The organism is Rhodocyclus tenuis, from assembly GCF_014197755.1.
GTDB lineage: Bacteria > Pseudomonadota > Gammaproteobacteria > Burkholderiales > Rhodocyclaceae > Rhodocyclus > Rhodocyclus tenuis.
The window spans coordinates 1-18,799 of sequence record NZ_JACIGE010000018.1 but is presented as its reverse complement, the minus strand read 5'-3'; the positions used below and the strand labels follow the sequence as shown (position 1 = coordinate 18,799).

The 18,799-nt window shown below is 63.9% G+C and carries 17 protein-coding genes; 5 read left to right on the top strand and 12 right to left on the bottom strand.

What is annotated here, in order from left to right; genetic code table 11:
• Positions 1–253 precede the first annotated feature (253 nt).
• The 3 genes from GGD90_RS17365 (at position 254) to GGD90_RS17885 (ending at position 3,527) form a co-directional block, all read left to right on the top strand.
• Complete coding sequence (locus GGD90_RS17365; RefSeq protein WP_221227826.1) at positions 254–1,951, top strand: metallophosphoesterase family protein; 1,698 nt, start codon at positions 254–256, stop codon at positions 1,949–1,951.
• Between the two features lie 13 nt (positions 1,952–1,964).
• Positions 1,965–2,573, top strand: a complete 609-nt coding sequence (locus GGD90_RS17890; RefSeq protein WP_221227825.1) for a PEP-CTERM sorting domain-containing protein — start codon at positions 1,965–1,967, stop codon at positions 2,571–2,573.
• 75 nt (positions 2,574–2,648) lie between these two features.
• Complete coding sequence (locus GGD90_RS17885; protein WP_221227824.1) at positions 2,649–3,527, top strand: PEP-CTERM sorting domain-containing protein; 879 nt, start codon at positions 2,649–2,651, stop codon at positions 3,525–3,527.
• A 113-nt stretch (positions 3,528–3,640) separates the two neighbouring features.
• Here the strand turns inward: GGD90_RS17885 and GGD90_RS17350 are convergent, their stop codons facing one another.
• The 3 genes from GGD90_RS17350 to epsA are packed head-to-tail and all read right to left on the bottom strand — an operon-like array spanning position 3,641 to position 7,227.
• Entirely contained in the window at positions 3,641–5,605 is a 1,965-nt protein-coding gene (locus GGD90_RS17350) for an EAL domain-containing protein (protein WP_153118016.1), read from the bottom strand.
• 28 nt (positions 5,606–5,633) lie between these two features.
• Positions 5,634–6,386 (bottom strand): transglutaminase-like cysteine peptidase, encoded by a 753-nt coding sequence (locus tag GGD90_RS17345; RefSeq protein WP_221227823.1) that lies wholly within the window; start codon positions 6,384–6,386, stop codon positions 5,634–5,636.
• On the bottom strand, positions 6,373–7,227 hold the full coding sequence (gene epsA, locus GGD90_RS17340) for an XrtB/PEP-CTERM-associated transcriptional regulator EpsA (protein WP_153118018.1): 855 nt from the start codon (positions 7,225–7,227) through the stop codon (positions 6,373–6,375). Before epsA ends, GGD90_RS17345 begins: the two co-directional genes overlap by 14 nt.
• A 224-nt stretch (positions 7,228–7,451) precedes the next feature.
• On the opposite strand from epsA, the gene GGD90_RS17335 reads away from it, so the two are divergent.
• Positions 7,452–7,781 (top strand): hypothetical protein, encoded by a 330-nt coding sequence (locus GGD90_RS17335; RefSeq protein ID WP_153118020.1) that lies wholly within the window; start codon positions 7,452–7,454, stop codon positions 7,779–7,781.
• 73 nt (positions 7,782–7,854) lie between these two features.
• Here GGD90_RS17335 and GGD90_RS17330 read toward each other — a convergent pair whose 3' ends face one another.
• Positions 7,855–8,232, bottom strand: a complete 378-nt coding sequence (locus tag GGD90_RS17330; protein ID WP_153118022.1) for a PilZ domain-containing protein — start codon at positions 8,230–8,232, stop codon at positions 7,855–7,857.
• Between the two features lie 143 nt (positions 8,233–8,375).
• Between GGD90_RS17330 and trhA the strand changes: the two genes are divergently transcribed.
• Positions 8,376–9,014, top strand: a complete 639-nt coding sequence (trhA, locus tag GGD90_RS17325; protein WP_221227822.1) for a PAQR family membrane homeostasis protein TrhA — start codon at positions 8,376–8,378, stop codon at positions 9,012–9,014.
• Positions 9,015–9,033: 19 nt separating this feature from the next.
• On the opposite strand, the gene GGD90_RS17320 is transcribed toward trhA, so the two are convergent.
• The 8 genes from GGD90_RS17320 to GGD90_RS18150 all read right to left on the bottom strand — a co-directional run bounded on the left by GGD90_RS17320 (position 9,034) and on the right by GGD90_RS18150 (position 18,675).
• On the bottom strand, positions 9,034–10,170 hold the full coding sequence (locus GGD90_RS17320; RefSeq protein WP_153118026.1) for a rhomboid family intramembrane serine protease: 1,137 nt from the start codon (positions 10,168–10,170) through the stop codon (positions 9,034–9,036).
• A 52-nt stretch (positions 10,171–10,222) separates the two neighbouring features.
• The gene (locus tag GGD90_RS17315; RefSeq protein ID WP_153118028.1) at positions 10,223–12,382 is read right to left on the bottom strand and encodes an EAL domain-containing protein; all 2,160 of its coding nucleotides are present in this window, start codon (positions 12,380–12,382) and stop codon (positions 10,223–10,225) included.
• Positions 12,383–12,384: 2 nt separating this feature from the next.
• A complete protein-coding gene (locus tag GGD90_RS17310; protein ID WP_153118030.1) occupies positions 12,385–14,544 on the bottom strand; it encodes an HDOD domain-containing protein in 2,160 nt (719 codons plus the stop codon).
• 243 nt (positions 14,545–14,787) lie between these two features.
• Entirely contained in the window at positions 14,788–14,997 is a 210-nt protein-coding gene (locus GGD90_RS17305) for a hypothetical protein (protein ID WP_153118032.1), read from the bottom strand.
• Positions 14,998–15,069: 72 nt separating this feature from the next.
• A complete protein-coding gene (locus GGD90_RS17300; RefSeq protein WP_153118034.1) occupies positions 15,070–15,528 on the bottom strand; it encodes a DUF1178 family protein in 459 nt (152 codons plus the stop codon).
• 152 nt (positions 15,529–15,680) lie between these two features.
• Complete coding sequence (locus GGD90_RS17295) at positions 15,681–16,652, bottom strand: PEP-CTERM sorting domain-containing protein (RefSeq protein WP_184415282.1); 972 nt, start codon at positions 16,650–16,652, stop codon at positions 15,681–15,683.
• 333 nt (positions 16,653–16,985) lie between these two features.
• Positions 16,986–17,972, bottom strand: coding sequence for an SdiA-regulated domain-containing protein (locus tag GGD90_RS17290; protein ID WP_153118038.1), 987 nt, complete (start codon positions 17,970–17,972; stop codon positions 16,986–16,988).
• A 13-nt stretch (positions 17,973–17,985) separates the two neighbouring features.
• The gene (locus GGD90_RS18150) at positions 17,986–18,675 is read right to left on the bottom strand and encodes a lamin tail domain-containing protein (protein WP_153118040.1); all 690 of its coding nucleotides are present in this window, start codon (positions 18,673–18,675) and stop codon (positions 17,986–17,988) included.
• Positions 18,676–18,799 lie beyond the last annotated feature (124 nt).

The window sequence follows — 18,799 nt, the reverse complement described above, 5'->3', positions numbered from 1 at the left end:
CATCCTTCCCGCTTGTTACAGAACCTCTTCTCTCATTGATCCATTGGAGCTATCGCGAGCAAGCCGAAAGGATCAAGAGCGGCGTGCCGGGCGAAGCCATGTTTGTCACCACCTATTTCTAAAGTCATGCCCGTTCCCTTTTCCGGTCGCCAGCGGCGGATTTTTTGCCCGAGGGAAAGTGAATCTGCCTTCCCCGCTTGCGTCGGGGAAGGCAAGCCGGAACTTCATCAGGCAATACCTCAGGGAGATACCAATGGATAGACGTGACTTTTTGAAATCAGGCTCGCTCGGTTTCGGCGGCCTGATGCTGTCGGGCACCACGCTCTCGGCGCTGATCCAGGACGCCATCGCTGCCGATGCCGGCAGCGGCGCACCGTGGAAATTCGGCATCATGGCCGACACGCAGTGGAGCAACAAAACCGACCCGAACAACCCGGCGACCTGCGCCATCAACATCATCCAGACGCTGAACCAGCAGTTCATTGACCACGACGTCAAGTTCGTCGTCCAGGTCGGCGATCTGGTCGACTCGGAATCGTGGACCTGCCCGTCGTCCTTCACCAGCGATCCCTTCGGTAACGCCGGCAAGACCGCGCGCACCCTGCCCTACCGCGCCTGGGCCGCGCAGTCGCTCTACGATGCCGGCATCGGCTTCTTCCCCTTGCGTGGTAACCATGAGGCGTCCAAAACGGCGGCCGGCGAAATTCCGGTGCTGTTCCCGCAAACGACCGGGGGTGGCAGCAACCTCGGCGGTGCCAGCAATGTCATCGCCAGCGACAAGGCGGGGCTGCTCGGCCTCTCCTACGCGATCGATGTCGGCAATGTCCGTCTCGTCCTGCTCGACCAGTTCGTCCGCCGCGACGGCACCGGCAGCTCGGTCAACGACGCCATCGTCGACCAGCTCTCCTGGATCGACTCGACGCTTGCCAGCCGTCCGGCCGACGCGCACGCCTTCGTCCTCTCGCACAAGAACCTGATCGGTCAGAACCACGCCGACTGCCTGTTCGGTTCCAACGCCACCGGCAACTCCACTGCGCGTAACAGCTTCATCGCCAGCATGCAGGCGAACAAGGTCGGCTTCTGCCTCGGTGGCCACGACCACATGCACCACCGCTCGATCATCAGCAGCCCCGACAGCAGCGCCAAGGTCGAGCAGATCATCTGCGCCTCGAACAGCTACAAGTTCTACATTCCGAAATCGACGCCGAACGACACCACGGGCAAGGAAAAGGTCATCGCCCAGGAGCTGTTCACCATCGGCTATTACATCTTCACCGTCGACGGCCCCTGTCTCACGGTCGACTATTACTCGTCAAGCCATGGTGGCGATTTCGGCGATCTGGATCTGAGCCTGCCGCCGACGAGCTACACCTTCTATCGCCGCGAACGCTTCGGCTACAGCCTCAACGGCAAGTCTTTCACCGTCGCCAACAACGAGTCGTACAGCAGCGTGCAGGACGCCTTCCAGGGTACGACCGTGCGCATCCTCGACGGCATCAACGTCGATACGGCCAGCGACTCCGACTACAACGGCCGCGAAGAGGTGAAGACGGTGAAGACCGGCTGGCGTGCGATGCCTGCGGGTGCCGCCAGCGCCGTGCTCAAGCTGTGGGGCCTCGACAACAACCTCGACCTGTGGAACGCCAACCTCTCGGGTCAGCTGCCGAACAGCGACGCCGACTACGTCACCGACACCTACGTCCTCTCGCTCTCCTACGACGCGACGCTGGTTCGCCCGACGCAGCTCGGCACGGGCTTCTGCCTCGCCGCCAGGGATGCCAAGGGCAACTGGGTCAATGCCGTCGACCTCAACGAAGGCGGCAGCAAGAAGTTCGTTCTCGGTCGCTGGAAATCCGGTTACGCGCTCGGCACCTACGGCGTCGACCCGAGCACGCGTACCGTCTGGGCCGTTCTCAACCGCGACGGCGAGTTCGTCGCCCGCTCGATCTAAGGGAAACACGATCATGAAAAAGACACTTCTCGTCCTCGCGCTGGCATTTTCGGCGCAAGCCTATGCGGTACAGCCGGCCACCGCGAATACCGTCATCGACTTCGAATCGCTGGCTCATGACCAGGAAATCGCCTACCTCGACGCTGGCTACAGCCATATCGAGGATGGATTTTCCGTCAGCACTCTCGCCACCAACTTCGGTTTCAGCGTCTGGGGAAGCGCATCGCCATTCTTTACCGGCTCTACCTCGCTGATCAACGACAGCGACAGCGGCCTCACCCGCCTGAGCCAGATCGGCGGCGGGCTGTTCGCGCTGAAGTCGATCGATCTGGCGGCGATGTTTCCCGGCCTCGGAGAAGAAGCGACCACGGTCACCTTCACCGGCCTGAAGAGCGATTCCTCGCGGGTTACGCAGAGCTTCAGCGTCGCCGCCAGCGGCGTGCAAACCTTCAGCTTCGGCAGCGAGTTCACCCAGCTGTCGTCGGTCACCTGGAGCAATGACGCTTACTACACCCAGTTTGACAACATCAACGTTGCTGCCGTCCCGGAACCCGAAACCTACGCGCTGTTCCTCGCCGGTCTCGGCCTGCTGGCGCTGGCGCGTCGGCGTCGTTCGCTCTAGGCGGCGCTCAGGCTGCCGGCGCGGCATTCGCGCCGGTAGCTCCTACATCGGCAAGAAATATCCGGGGAAACGCACATGCACACGCAACTCAAGCTTCTCACCCTCGCTGCGCTGCTCGGCGCACTGGGCAGCGCCCAGGCGGCCAGTCTTGGCGCCAGCGGCTACAGCCAGAGCTTCGACTCGATGTCCACGACGAAGGCGCTGCCGACCGACTGGTCAGTATGGAAAGTCGGTGATTCACACTCTGCCTGGGAATCTGCGATCACCGCCAACGGCGGCAGCCATTCGGTCGCGGCGATGACGCTGGTCGGCAGCACGGCGCAAGCAGCCCTTCTCGATACCGCGATCACCACTTCGACGAAGAACGCCAACGCCTACAACATCGCGCATTCGACCAGCGCCAGCGACCGCGTCCTCGCCACCTCGCCGACCGGCATCGACGGCAACGCCCTGCAGTTGCTGCTGACCAACAACACCAACACGGCACTGTCGGGCATTGCCATCAGCTACGACATCGTCAAGTTCTACAACGGCAACAAGCAGTCAGGCATCGACAGCAGCATGCCGCTTGGCGAAGAACTGCCCGGCTACCAGCTCTTCTACAGCCTCAATGGCGGCAGCTGGAACAACGTCGCTGCGCTCAACCCGGTCAGTACCGCCGACGGCATCCATCCGCTGGTCGCGACGGGCAGTGTCAACGCGAATGGCAGCACCGGCCCGCTCGATTACGGCGTCACCTCGATCAGCAATGCGCGCGTCAGCTTCAGCTCGCTGTGGGCTGCCGGGCAGACGCTGCGCCTGCGCTGGGTTGACGACAATGCCGTCAACATCTCGCCGGATCAGATGATCGGTCTGAACAACGTGAGCATCACGCCGGTTCCCGAACCCGAGAGCTACGCCATGTTCCTCGCCGGTCTCGGACTGCTGGCATTGGCACGCCGTCGCCGCAGCTGAGCGTCAGGCGGCCGCGCAGAGCTGCTTCTGTGCGGCCGCCCTGATGAATTTCAGCGCGGCACTCGCAAACCTTTCTCGCCAAAGCCACTGCACTGCCCTCGCTTGCCGACGAATCAGCCGGCAAGCGTTCTCTCTCCCGCCATCGTGTAGCCCTGAGCGCCGACGATACCCATGCCGGCGAGCAGATCGAGCGCGCCCGGGCTTTCAAAGACCTGCGCCCAGACCGGAACTTCGAGACTGTGCGCCGCGCGCACCAGCGACTCGACGAGGAAACGGCGCTCAACGGCGTCGAGCCCGCGCGACAGACCGGCATCAAGCTTGACGTACTGCGGCAGCAGCCGGCGCAACGCGGCGATGCCGCCGGCCTGCGTGCCGAAGTGGTCGATGGCAATGCCGACAGCGTAATTGCGCAACGCGCCGGCAAAGCGCTCTGCCGCAGCGAGCGAAGCCGTCAGATCGGCCTCGCGCAGCTCGAAAACCAGCGGAAATGCGCGCGGCCAGTCGCTCAGCGTCGCCGCGAGCCAGTCCGGCAGCGTGCCGTCGGCAAAGCTCGCCGCCGACAGATTGGCTGCCAGCGGCCCTGGCGGCAGTTGCCCGGCGTCCACTGCCCGGCGCAGGCAGTCGAGCATGGCGCGGTCGAACACACTGCCATCGGCGTCGCGCTGCAGCAGCGGCAGGAAGTTTCGCGCCGGCCACAACTCGCCGTCCGGCGTGCGCAAGCGCAGGAAAACCTCGGTCTGCAAGAGCTGCTCGCCGCCAAGCGAATAGACCGGCTGACAGGAAAGCACGAAATCACGAGCGGTGATCGCTGCTTCGACACGGCGCAGCGTCGCCTGTGCGCCAAGTCCGCCTGATGAAGTCTCGCGGCGGATGAGCACGCGGCCAGCACCGGCGTTGCGCGCCTCGGCCAGGGCCAGATCGGCATCGCCGAGCAGGGTCGACAGCGACGCCGAGGCAGTGCCGGCAACCCAGGCCGCGCCGCAGCGAACGGCCAGGCCGGGAAAGAGCGCCGCGATGTCGGCCACGGCGACGAGCAGCTCCTGACTGCGCTGCTGCAGGGTGTCCTCGTCAAAGCTCGCCGTCGGGCCACCGTTCGTGGCATCTGCGTCGGCGCCGGGCAAGGCTTCGCCGAGCGCGATGGCAAAGCTCGCCGCGTGCAGGCGCGCCAGCCGCGCCTGCGGAAAGCTACGACGAACGCGCTCGCCGATGGCCCTGACGAACTCGTCGCCGGCCGCATAGCCGGCGCTGCGGTTCAGCACATCGACACCTTCCGCCTCGATCAAGCCCAGCCAGCGCGGGGCCGCCGCCCCGGCAAAGACGGCCTCGAGGCCATGCCGGTTGAGCAGGCCGGTCAGCGCATCGTTCAGCGTCGCCGCGCGAAAGCGCTCGGCGCGCGCCTCCTCCTCGGCCAGACGAGCGTTGAACATGCCGGCGATGCGGTTGAAGCCGGCGATGAAGTTCGCCAGTTCGCGCACCTTCGTCTGCAGGTCAATCGGCGCGATGCGCCTCCCGGCGGCAGCACTGGCGATGCGCTCGACCGCACCCATCGGCGCCAGCAGACGGCGCAGCCAGAGCAACATCAGCGCGAGCGCCAGCGCATAGACGGCGAACAACCAGGCAAGCGCGTGCACGGTGCCTCGCCACAACTGGCGCAAGGCAAAATCGGCGTCGCCGTCGACCTCGACGCGCCCGGACTGCTGCCAGCCCGAATTGACCAGCGCTTCGGCGTGCGGTGCCTCGAACTGCACCAGCGCCGAAAACCAGTCGGGAACGCCCGATTCGACAGGCGCCAGATCCTCGGCAGCGACGACGCGTCCGGCGAGATCGCGGACAGCGATCCGGCGGTAGTAGCCGCGGTCAAAGATCGGCAGCAGCTGGGTGCGCACCAGCACGGCATCGCCATCGCGCATTGCCGAGGTCAGCGCCAGTGCCAGCGAGGTCGCCGTCTCCTGCACATGTGCCGCCATCTGCTCGCGCACGAACTGCCGGCCCGCCTGCCATTGGCCGACGGCAATGCCGAGCAAGGCCAGGGCGAAGACCAATGCGCCCATGAGAACGAGCTGCCGGCGCAGTGTCATCGAATGCTCCAGCGAACGCGCGTCGCGCTCATAACTCGCGCTCGGCCAGCAGGCGCTGTTGCAGATCGCGCCAGCGCCGGACCATCGGCACGCCGGCGCGCCCGGAATCTTCGTCGTTGAAGCTGAACACCGGCACCAGATCGGCGCGTTGCGACACCGGCAGCACACGCGGATTGAGGTTGTCGAGAATCAACGGCTCGGCCGCCGGCGACGCATAGTAGGCCAGTACCATGTGGTTTTCGATGCGCTGGCCGGAAAGCGCCCGCACGTAAGTCAGGCGCAGCCGCTCGACCGGCACGCCGGCCGCGCGCAGCTCGAGATACTTGGCGATGGCGTAGTCCTCGCAATCGCCGCCGTTGCTGCCGACGAACTCCACCGGCGTCGCCCAGTACTCGGCCTGTTGCCAGTGCTCGGCGTCGGCCACCGCGGGAACCGAATTGGCCTGCGCATTCACCGCCTCCAGCAGCGCCTGGAGGCTGCCGGCCGGCGGATGCTGCTGCTGCCAGCGCAGGATGCGCGGCGGTGCCGGCGGACCGAAACGCGTCTCGGCGTAACGCAGCACGCCGGCACCTGCGTGATCAAGATAAGCGACGGCAGCCGAGGCCTGCGCCAGCAGGGCGAGCGCGAGCAGCGCGCCACGGCCCCTCGTCATGCAGCGCTGTGCAGCAGCGCCCTCGCCCGTCGCCGGCGCACTGTTGCCCGCCGGAAAGCCCTGCCCTGCGCCCCACGGATGCCCCGTGCGCTTGTCGCACTTGCCACTGGCAGCCTTACTTCCGGGCATTTCCCGCTTGTTTTCCGGCGAAGGTTGAAGCCTGTGTGCGATTGAAGACACCGAGTTTCTTGTAGATGCGCTGCAGGTGATTCTTGACCGTGAAAGCGCTGATGTCGAGGATCAGGCCGACTTCGTAGTTGGTCTTGCCCTTGCGCACCCATTCCATGATTTCCTGCTCGCGCGGACTGAGAAGCTTGTCGTCCTCGTTGGCCGCGTTATCGATCACCGTAGCCAGTGTGCCGATCGGGTTGATGGACCCCTCGCGCGCACCGATCACCGCCGGCCAGCAGCGCCGATCCTGCTGGTGCGGCAAGTGCGAAACCTGGCGCAGCGCGGCGTCGATGCTCGGCAGGAACAGGCTCATCGCCTTGCGGTGCGAATCCTGATGCGTGGTCGTGGCGCTGAACATCACGTAGAGGCAGTCGTGCCGCCCGCGTTCGTCCTTGATGCCGTGCACCAGCGATGAGCGCATCCTTTTCAGCGCGCCGCCGACGGCGCAATTGACCGTGGCAGCGTCAGCCACAAAAGCGCTGGCGCCGAGCTCGAGGATGCAGGGCAACTTGCCCGACTCGGACCAGTGCGCGAACAGTCTCTGCAACAGTGGCGACAGTGTTTCAGCATGTGCCTGAGCGGTGCGTACCTCGGAGATCGGCGAGGCGATGTCGAAATGCGTCAGGCCACGCTGAAAGTCCCCCCAGGCGGCGACCATGATGTCGTGCGGAACGAAGTTCTGCAGATCACCCTGCAACCACTGCAGCAGATCGACATGACGGCGGATGCCAGAAGCGGCGGCCATGACGCGCAACTGGCATTCGGATTCGTCGACGATGGACGGCGGGTTCAAGGACATTGGGCTCGGCTGATGCTTCCATGGCGGAGGGATTTCCGATTGCCGCATGCTGGCATGCGATTGTTATGATTTCGTGATCGTGCATGACTGATCCATTCGGACTATCTCCCGGCTGATATCGCGCGAACGGACTACAGATCGCTGCCGACGTGCACCATCGCCTGCAATGTAGCGACGGCATGATGGAGGCGAGCGCCAAGAGTGAACTGCCGGGAGGAGCACCGATGTCGCACGACGATCTGCATGTCAGCGAGGATCTGCTGGCGCTGCGTATGCAAATTGGTCGCCTGTCGATCGTTTGCGCTGTCGATGTCAGCCGCGACGAGAATATGGATCGGCTGCTCGCCGGCGATTTCAGCGCTTGCCGCAGCGATCGACGGACGGCAAGCCTGTTGCGCGCGCTGCTCATCCTGCACTGCCATCTGGAAGCACGGATCACTTCGGAAATCGGCGTCGACGGCCTGATCAGGCTCTGGCGCCGGCATAACGGCGTCTTGATCCGGCGCGGCCTGCCGAAGCGCCACCAGACCGGGCAAAGCCTGTCGCTGCAATGATCCTTGCGGACTGCTCGGCAGAACCCGAACTACGCCGCTCTGCATTCACCCGCCGGCTGATCCGTCTCGCCGCTCAGGCCATCCAGGCCTGCAGCAGAAACGGCAGTTTCCGGTCGAAAACCTTCTGTGGCGCGAGATTGAGCGTGCCGATATGCGCCAGCTTGCGGCGGCCGCCTTCGTCCAGCGGGTGGAACCTGACGCCGATCAGGTTCTTCCTGACATGCGCGACTTCGCCGTCGACGGCAAGCATCGATTCGTCGCCAAGCGTCAGGATTTTCAGCCGGCAGGCGTCACCCGGAGCGATGTTGAAGTGGAACAGTCCCGCTTCGAACAGCGCGCCGAACAGCGAAATATCGAGCAGTGCGCCACGATAGGCCATCAGGCCGAGACTCAACTCACCCTTCGAGTGGAAAGGGAAACGGGGTAGCCGGCGGCGTTCTTCTGCTGTCATGGCATCACTCTTTTCTATACTCGTATTGATGCCGCGCACTATACGAGCGGAATGTTGCGGTCTCTTGTCAGCGCGGCGGATTCCCCGAGCTGCCGCAACTGCAGCGGCAGCCGCTTTCGCCGATACGGCAGAGGAGCCTGAAAATGCAGGATCGCCTGCAGTCACCGGCGGAAGAACTCGCCAACAGCCTCAGCCACGGCCTCGGCCTGCTCGCCGCGCTGCTGTTCACCCCGCTGCTGATCGTCGGTGTGGCGCGACACGGCGACGCCGGCAGCATCGTCGGCGTCAGTGTCTTCGCGGCGACGCTGATCCTGGTCTACCTCAGCTCGGCGCTCTACCACGTGTTCCCGCCTGGACGGAAAAAGCGGCTGTTCGAGAAGCTCGACCAGGCAGCGATCTTTCTCTTCATCGCCGGCAGCTATACGCCGTTTGCGCTTTCCGCCATCGACGAGTCGACCGACTGGGCAGTGTTCGCCCTGGTCTGGGGCTGCGCCACGCTCGGGCTGCTTCTCAAGGCATTCGCCCGCCTGTCGCATCCGCTGATCTCGAGTGGCTGCTATCTGCTGCTCGGCTGGCTGGTCGTCGTCGCTGCGCTGCCGCTGCTGCCCGAGGCCTCGGCGGCAAGCGTCGCCTGGCTGCTTGCCGGCGCCATCGCCTATTCAGCGGGCGTGGCTTTCTATCTGACCGACACCCATGTCAGGTTCGGCCATTTCGTCTGGCACCTGTTCGTGCTCGGTGGCAGCAGCTGCCATTTCCTCGCCGTTTTGCTGCGGACGAGTTGAAGGCCGGCGTACTTGAACCTCAGTGTCCGGACGGCGCCGCTACACCCTTGCCCGGCCCGCTGAAGCCCTGTCCCGGGCCATTCGCATCGGGGAGCGGACGCGCTGCCATGCCGCTCGCGTCGCGTCGGCGCAGGCTCTCGGCCAGCGAGCGCGACGCATCGCGACGCGTTTGCGCGTACTGACGCAACGCGGCCAGGGTCGCTGCCGACGGCAGTGCCGGATCGTCCGGTGCCTGCGACAGCTGCTCGAAGCTCGCCGCGTAGCGGTCGCCGATCGCCGCGTCGATGCGACCCGCAAGCTCGTCGAAGGAGCTGTCGCCACGTTTGCTCTCCTTGACGATGCTCCGCCAGGATTCGCCGATCGCCGCGTCGTCCTTGAGGAATTCGCTGATCTCCTGGCGCGCCCGCAATTCGTCGTACCAGCGGTAGGCGGGTGGCGGGATCAGGCTGACGAGCACCGCGATCGTGCCGGCAAGTGCCAGCGCGGCGACGCCACGTGCCTGTCCGATCGGACGCAGATCCGCACGCAGCGTCCGCAGCAGAATCGTCCCGCTGAGCACGCCGGCAATGAAACCGCCGATGTGTGCAGCATTGTCGATACCTTCAACGAGCAGCCCGAAGACGATGGTCAGCGCGGCAAAACCGGCAGCGCCCCAGAACAGCCAGCGAAACTCGCTGGGCTGAAGGAACTGCCGTTCGTGCCACAGGCAGACGAGCAAGGCGCCGTAAACGCCGAAGATGGCGCCCGAGGCACCGCCCGATACCGCCTGGCCCTGATGGGCGACCAGCGACAGCAGGTTACCGCTGACGCCGCTGATGAAATAGATCGTCGCAAAGCGCGCATACCCGTAAAAACGCTCGACGAACTGACCGCTGTCCCACAGTGCCCACATGTTGAGCAGCAGGTGCAACACGCCAAAATGCAGGAACATGGCGCTGGCCAGCCGCCACCATTGGCCGTCCTGCGTCGCCGGGCCGAAGTTCGCCCCCCAGGACAGCTGAACGCCATTGGGTGAATGCCAGACACCGGCGCCGTTGGCGAGCATGGCCAGGAAGACCAGCACATTGATGCCGATCAGCAAGGGCGTCAGGCGCAGTACCGGCTGGCGCAGCCGCAGCTGATCGTGCAGCGACGGCGGCAGTGGTATTTCAGGCATCAGGGAAAGTCCGCAACGAAAGGGCGCACGACGACGCCCGGCCAGCCGATTTTCAGACAGCCTGCAAGGCCGCGGCAAGCGCTTCGTCGGCGGGTGCCGGCCTGCCAAAGCGGTAACCCTGCATTTCGACGCAACCGAGTTCGCGCAACATGCGTTCCTGATCGCCGGTTTCGACGCCCTCGGCGATCAGGTGCAGGCCAAAACCGCGGGCGATGCCGACGATGGCTTCGATGATCGATTCGGCGCCCTGGTCGCGACCGAGGTCGCGGACGAAAGACTGGTCGATCTTGACGCTGCTGACCGGGAAACGGCGCAGGTAGTTGAGCGAGGAATAACGCATGCCGAAATCGTCGATGGAAACGCGAACACCGGTCTTGCGCAGACGATGCACGGTCTCGATGACGCCTTCGACATCGTCGAGCAGCAGCGTTTCGGTGATTTCCACCTCGACGCAAGACGCGGGAATGCCGAAGGCGGCGGGTGCGCCGGCGATGCGCTCGACCAGATCCTTGCGCTCGAAATCGCGCGCCGAAAGATTGAGCGCCAGGCGCAGCTCCTTGTGACCGGCGGCATGCCACAGCGCCAGCTGACGGCAGCCCTCCTCGAGCACCCAGTCGCTGATGTGATGAATCAGGCCGACCTCTTCGGCCAGCTCGATGAAACGTGCCGGCGAAAGCAGACCCAGTTCCGGATGCTGCCAGCGCACCAAGCCCTCCATGCCGACCACGCGCTGGCTCTGCAGGCAGATCTGCGGCTGGTAATGCAGGACGAACTCGCGGTTTTCGATGGCCCGGCGCAGATCGATTTCGAGACTCAGACGCTCGCGGTGGTCCTCGCTCATCTCGGCTGAGTAATAGCTGAAACCGTTCTTGCCGCGGTTCTTCACTTCGTACATCGCCAGATCGGCATTGCTGATCAGCATTTCGACCGAGTCGCCATCGCGCGGGTAAACCGCGATGCCGATGCTGACCGTCGCGCGAAAATCCTGGCCGCCAAGCTTGAACGGCTCCTGCAGTGCCTCGATGATCTTCTCGGCAACACCCGCCGCGTCGTAGGCGTGCGCCAGATCGGGCAAGAGGATGGTGAATTCGTCGCCACCGAGTCGTGACAGCGTATCGCCGGCGCGCAGGCAGGCTTTCAGTCGCAGCGCGAAATTCTTCAGCAGGCGGTCGCCCTCGGCGTGGCCGTAGGTGTCGTTGACCAGCTTGAAGCGGTCAAGGTCGAGGAACATCACGCCGACCAGACCGTTGCGCCGCTGCGCCTGCGTTACGGCGAGATCGAGGCGGTCGCGGAAGAGCACGCGGTTGGGCAATTGCGTGAGCAGGTCATGGAAGGCCTGGAAGCTGATCTTTTCCTCGGCGCGCTTGCGTTCGGTGATGTCGCGAGCGACGCCATAGGTACCGACGAAGCGCTGCTCGCTGGCGGCCTCAAGCTTGTCGTAGATGCCGGAAGCGCTGAGCATGGCGACGACGAAACGGTTGTCGAAGTGGCGAAAGCCGTCGTTCTTGCAGCGCAGGCGGATCTCGATGTTCTCCGAAGCGCGGTAACCCGTGCGTCGCTCGGCAAAGGCGTAGCGCGCGCGCTCGCGGTCATCCTCATGCACCAGCAGCGTATAGGGCTGGCCGACCAGCTCGTCACGCGTGAAACCGAGCAGCGCTTCGAGGCGCGCGTTGATGAAGACGAAGCGCCCTTCCTCGTCGAGCGTGTAGATCAGATCCGGCGACTGTTCGACGAGAAAGCGGTGCAGCCGCTCCGATTGCTTCAGGCGTGCGCGCATCCGCGCGTAGCGGCGTTCGAGCCGGCTGCGATGCAGCGCATTGTTGACCGCGCGCAGGAACTGCTCGGGATCGCAGGGCTTGCGCACGAACTCGCAGGCGCCGCCGCGCAGCGCGCCGATCGCCGAATCGATGTGCGTATCGGCGCTGACGACGACGACCACTACCGACTGCCGGGCCTGGTTGGCCCATTTCAGGACGTCCAGTCCGGACATGTCGGGCAGCTTCAGGTCGAGCAGGACGACATCGAAATGATTGTTTTCGAGAGCGAGAATTGCTGAACGCCCGTCGGCGCATTCGACCACATCGCTGCACAGATCGCCCAGCAGCGCGCGGTAACTCTGGCGCAGACGCGGCTCGTCGTCGACCATCAGGATGCGCTGCACCGAATCTTTCTCTTGCGCGAAATCGCCTCGCGAACGCGGCAGGTTACCCATTCTCAAACCTCCGCAGCCGGCAGGTAGATGGCGAACAAGCTGCCTCGCCCCGGTGGTGTTGCACAGATGATTCGCCCGGACATGGCGGTGACGCGTTCAAGGACGATTCCCAGCCCGAGACCGCGGGGGCCATCGGCCGAAGCGGCACCCTGCCCGTCGGCGATGCGCGCCCATATCTCCGCCGGCAGTCCCGGTCCGCTGTCCTGCAAGCGCAGTTCGACCAGAGTCTGACGCCCCTCGCGAACGCCGGCGACCACCTCGATACGGTAGCTGCCACCGCCCGGCATGGCCTCGGCGGCGTTCTTCCAGAGATTGAGCAGGACCTGGATCAGCGGATCGCGGGCAGCGGCGACTCTGGCGCCCGTCGGCGGCAGATCGAGGCTGAGTTCGATCCCGTTGGCAGCAAACAACGTTTCGCCATAACCGGCAAGCAGCTCGCCGATCAGCTCGGCGACATCACAGTACGGCACCTCGGTGGAAGCACTGCCGACATCGCCGATGTCCTGCAGGATGCTGCCGACGCGCGCGATTTCCTCGTCGAGGAAGGACAGTTCGCGCGGCACCTGTTCTTCGCTGGCGAGCCTGCGTTCGAGCAGCTTCAGATAGTTGCGGATGATGGTCAGCGGATTGCCGGCTTCGTGCGCCACTTGCCGTGCGCGCAGCCGATAACGGCTGGCGACGGCCGCTTCGGTCGCCTGTTCGCGCGCCTTGGCCTCGCGCGCCGCCTCGATGCCAGCGGCGACGACGCGCGAGAAATGGCTCAGTCCATGCAGTCGCCGGGAAAGCCGCAACCACTGCGGAGCATTCAGGCCGAAGAGCATGACGCCGCTGCACTGCTGGCGCACGCACAGCGGAACACAGAGCAGGGCCTCGCCACCAAGCGCACGCAGGATCTGGATGTCGCCGACGCCGAGCGTGCCACATCCGTCTTCGAGACTGCACAGCGGCTTGCCTTCGAGCACTGCGCGCACCGTCAGCGACGGCACCGCCGCCAGAGGAATCTCGAGCCGGCGCAGCAACGCCGACTGGTTGCCGATACGCTCACCGCTGAGCACGCCGCGCTCGTGGTCGCACAGCAGGAGTCCGGTGCGCGCAAGGCCAAAGAGGATTCGCGCCGATTCGCGCACGGTGAGCAGGAGTTCATCGTCACCGCTCACCGCAAACAGGCTTTCCTGCACCGGCTGGGCATAGGCCATGCTCTGCGCCGCCTCGCCGAGCGGCGTTGCCGCTGGCAGCGCCGCCAGATTCCGGGGAACGGGTAGCGGTTCGGCGCTGACATCGGCGGTAATTCCCATCGCCAGCGCGATGCTCGCCGCGCGCTGGCGCGCTTCGGCACGCAGCGAGGCAAGACTGTCGGCGTCGAGATCAACCAGTTCGGCAACATCGTCCGGCAGATGCTCGCTCACCGTGCTCACCGCATGCGCCACCCACAGGACACGTGTCAGCTCGTCGCCAAAGGCGATCTGTGCCCGCGGCTGGTGATGAAAGAGGACCGCGTCGGCGAGAAACGAGTCGATTCCCCATTGATCGATCAGCCAGCTGCCGACAACGCCGTGGTGCGTCTCGAACACCTGCAACTCGAGCGCACAGAGTGTGGCTTCGTCGCCGGCGGTCTGCAGCAGGCCGCTGTAATTGGGCGCCCCGGTCAGCAACAGAAGCTCGCCGGTATCGTGCAACAAGCCGGCAAGATAGGCTTCTTCCGCTCCGCCCGGCGCACTGGCAAGCGCAATGGCGCGCGCCAGTTCGGCAACTTCGAGCGAATGCAGCCAGAAGCCTGACAGGTCGCACTCGACCTGACGCGCCGCGTCATCAAAAACCGCCTGTACGGCAAAGCAGGCGGCGATGGTACGCACGAAACGGGTGCCGAGGACGGCGATGCAGTCGTCGATGCGGCGCAACTCCCGCCCCCGGCGCAAGGCCGGTGAATTGGCCAGCGAAAGGATGCGGGCAGACAGCCCCGGATCGCGGCTGATGACCGTCGCCAGCTCGGCGAGCGCCGCCGCGTCCGATTCGCTCAGCGAAATGACGCGCAGCAACACCTCGGGTGGGCTAGGAATCCAGGCCGCCTCGAGCATTGCCGCGAGTTCGCCGGACAGGCTGCCCGACAAACCATGCGTGCTCGCTCCGGACGCCTGCGCCGAATGATGCTGCAGTGAAGACATGTAGACAGCCGGGCCAGTAGCGAAGGAAATGGAGCCGAGAGAAAGTGCTTTCTCTGCAGCATATTACTTCCGTGATATTTCATTTTTTATACGGAAAGATCATAAGCTGAGAATGGATCGCACGCGGAACTGCTATTGCGTCGCAGTGCGGCATTCAACGGGCCGGCCACGCGAGGCAGGCGGTGCTGGCCTGACGACACGACGCCGCACGAACTGACGCCTGCGGCTGGACAGCCTGCCGAGTCAGTCCAGAGACCAGAAAATCAGCCAGCCGTCGTCGAAGAAGCGGTCGATGATTTCCTGCAGGTCAAAGAATCGCTTGGCCATTTTCGCTCTCCCGAAAGCCCCGTTGGATCGGCGAAAAAAGCTTAACAAACAGAGATGAACGAAGCGTTGCAGCAGTGCTGCCGGCACATGACAGCGAGTGGAACCGTTCAGTCCCGCCAGCGGCACGAATGGCCGGCGGCACCGGCCGAAAGAAGCTGCGAGCGCTGGCCGTTCGTTAGCGGGGCACAGCCACCACAATCAGCTGAGCGTCTTCTTCGGCAGCAAGGGCAGCCGGCAGACATCAATGCCCTCGTCACGCAACGACTCGTAGTCGTCCTGCGAAGCTTCACCGCGAATCGGCCGGATCGGCGCTTCGGCGTAATGAATGCGCCGTACCTCTTCGGTGAACTGAGTGCCGACATCCTCGCAGCCAGCGAGCAAAGCTTCGAACACCTGGCGCATCCCGGCCGTTCCGGGCACCTTCGGCGCATTGCCCGGAGCAACCGGTGCTGACGCCGACACCGGCACCGACTTCGCAGCATCGCACTGCTCCACCTTCCCCAGATGCAAGGCCGACGGCAAGCGTCGCACGCTCGCCGAGTCGCAATGCGGACAAAGCACCAGCCCGCGCGAAAGCTGCCGCGTGAAATCATCGGCCGAATGGAACCAGCCTTCGAAACGGTGCTCTTCGGCACAGACCAAGTCAAAAATGATCATCGGAAACGCCCGGAATCAGGAGAAACAAGTCGGGGACCAAGGTGGCAAGGACGGGAAGACGACAAAACAATAGCCGAATTTGCCGGCGAGTAGCCGTTGCCGGCAATAAAAAACGGGAGCCGCAGCTCCCGTTTTTGCGCAATCGGACTTGATCAGGCGACTGACGCTTGCTGCTTCCTGCGCCGCGCGACAAACCCCAGCATCCCCAGACCGGCCAGCAACATGGCGTAGCTACCCGGCTCGGGAACCGAAGGCAAGGTGCCGCCGGAGCCGTATTCGCCGTACAGGCCGCCGACAAGGGTGCCGTACGTGTTGGCCGAGGCGCCCGAAAGGAAACGGATCGCCGACCCCTCGGGCAGATCAATACCGGTAATCACAGCCGAGTGCCTGACATCAACCCCCCCCACGTCCGACAGATAGGCCGACAACTCGGACTGCAGGTAGAGAGGATCGCCATACTTGAAGGTAAAGGTACCGACGAGATCGTTATTGAACGCGCCAACGTCCCCGTACTCACCCTTGCTGACGACGCTTGAGCCGTTGAAATAGCTGAGGTTGTAATAGCTGCTCGCCGTGTCGCCGCTCAGAGTGCCGTCATAGCGCACGTGAAACGTCAGACTGCCCGTCTGTCCGGTGCCGTATTTGGAAGTAATCAGGAACAGCTCCTCCCACGACGAGTACGCCTGAACATAGCGATAAGGCGTCGCGCTGACGCTCAACGTCGTTCCACTGCTCGGATCGACTCCGCTATAAACATTGCTGACCGTCGAAGCGGCGCCGCTGATCGACGCGGCAACATGGTTGCCGCCGTAGGTCGTTTGCGCATAGCCGCTCCAGTTGGCCGACGTCGTGCCCACAGGATCGCCATACTGCCGGAAGTCGCCGCTGAAGCTGGCCGCAGCGGTCGACTGCTCGTACGCGGAAGCGCTGTCAAACCACTGCGTTCCGCTGGAGTTGAGCAACTCGTGGCCCTGTGCATCCGTGACGACGGTCTGGGTATTGGCGTACGAGCCGCTGTAAGTCTGCGAATTGAGACGGAACTCGGCGGCCATCGCGCTGCTGCTGAGTGCCAGCACGCCCAGACCGGCGACCAACCCGAAAATCTTCGAAGTCCTGAATTTCATGACGCTCTCCTGAAGTGTGAGCAATACAGGGGTACGGGATTTCACTTGTACGCTACGCAGCCTATGACAAGCGGGGCTACAAGTCATTGGCTAATTGGGACTAACGTACTGACGAATCGAGGTATATCGGTAAAACAATTCAGTAACAGGGAGCGCTTTGCGGCACAGGGATTCCGCGAGCGACCGGCGCGCATTCGTGCCCGGACTCGGGAACGGACGGCAACAGTTCAATGAACCGGATGGCTGGCAATGGCCACTTTCCAGAAGTGCACGGGCGGCTCCGGAAAGAAAAACGGGAGCCGCAGCTCCCGTTTTTCGCGCATTTGGCCTCGATCAGGCTGGCGCTTGCTGCCTTCTGCGCCGGGCGACAAAACCGAGCATCCCGAGACCGGCCAGCAGCATGGCGTAGCTTTCCGGTTCGGGAACCGGCGCCGAAAGGACGATCAGCTGCGAACCGGCGGCGAGTCCGCTTGCGCCATCCTGCACCTGCTCGGCGACCAGATAGATCGTTCCCTTCTCGTCGATGGTGACGCCCTCGATGCCGTTGTGCGGCATGACGTTGGTCAGGTCGAAACTGGAGAGGATCTGGCCCGAGCGGTTCACCTCGACCAGCATTCTTGAACCGAGGCTCAGCAGCAGCAGATTGTCGGCCGCCGCGGTTCCGGCCAGTGCATCAACCGGCGAGAGCGTCTGCACATCCGACAGCGTCGCCAGCCCGAGCAGCGCAGGGTCGAACAAGGATGTCATCGTCGCCTTGCCGGCGCTGCCGGCGGCGAAACTGAGCGTACCGGAAAGAACGTTCTGCGGACTCTCCTGCTTGATCGTCACGAAACTGCCGTTGCGCGGATCGTAGCTGATGCCTTCCATACCGCTATTGCCGACGGTCTCGTTGCTGATCGAGACCGAGCTGCTCGCCAGCTTCGCGCTGCCGCCAGCCTGGTAGGTAAAGCGGTACGCATCCTGCAGGCGTTCCTCGCTGACCACCAGCACGCCATTGCCCTGATAGGTCAGACCTTCAGTGTCGTGCTTGGAACTGCCGGTTCCGCTCCAGTCGAAGTTCATGCTGCCGAGCGTCTGGCCAGTGCGCGAAATCTCGATGACGCCGGTACCTTCGTCGCCAACGTAGAACAGCGTTCCGCGATCGCGGGCGTAGGTGATCGCCGAGCCTTCCAGCCCCGAAATGCCGCCGCTGGTACCGTTGAGGATATCGAGCGAATAGGTGCCGCTGACCCGGTAATTGCCCAGGTTTATCGAGTCGGCCGCATGCGCGGCAACGCAACCGGTGGCGGCAAGCGCGAGAAACAGAGCTTTGAGTTTCATGATCGCTTCCCGCTCAAAGGCGACGCGTACGGCGACGCGCGATGGCGCCGATCAGGCCAAGGCCGGCGAGCAGCATGGCGTAGGACTCGGGCTCGGGAACCGCAGCGATACTTCCCGGCGAGCCAATCTCCTTGCCGCTGGCGATGGTGAACGCGCCATTGACGCCGGCGCTGCTCAGCGTCGAGATCTTCGTTCCATTCAGCCCGGCAGCGTTGTCAAAGGTCTGGAAGGGAGCGCTGCTGTCCGAGACGCCGAAACTGACGTTCGCCTGCAATACGCCGCTGGCGTTGTAGATGTTGAGCGCGTCGCCGTCGGCGCTCAGGCCGACGCCGCTACCACTGTAGAAACCGATGAGTAGTCCGGACGGCGCTTTGCCGCCAAACCGGTTGGAAATGAAAGTGCTTGCCTTGGCGCTGGAACTGCTTTCGATGAAGATCACCGACTGACCAGCAGCAATACTGCTGATGCCGCTGAGCGCCGCAGCGCTGGAAAACGAATTGGAATTGTCATCAACTTTCCAGCCACTGATGCTGAGCGCCGTCGCGCCGGTATTGGTCAGTTCGAACCAGTCAGCGCCGACAGCTGAATTGCCGCTGCTCCACGGCGCCACTTCGGTGATGCTGACGCCGGCATTCGCCGCGCCAGCACCCGCTGTGAGAAGAACGGCGGCAAGCGCCAACACGGATTTCCGGAATGCTTTCATGCCTTGCTCCAAGATGAACGGGAAAGGAATCGACGTCCCCCCCGAATTGAGTAGCGCGTGACTTTAGAGTCCAATCCACGACGACAAGGAGATTGGACATGAAGAAGCGCTTTACCGAAGAACA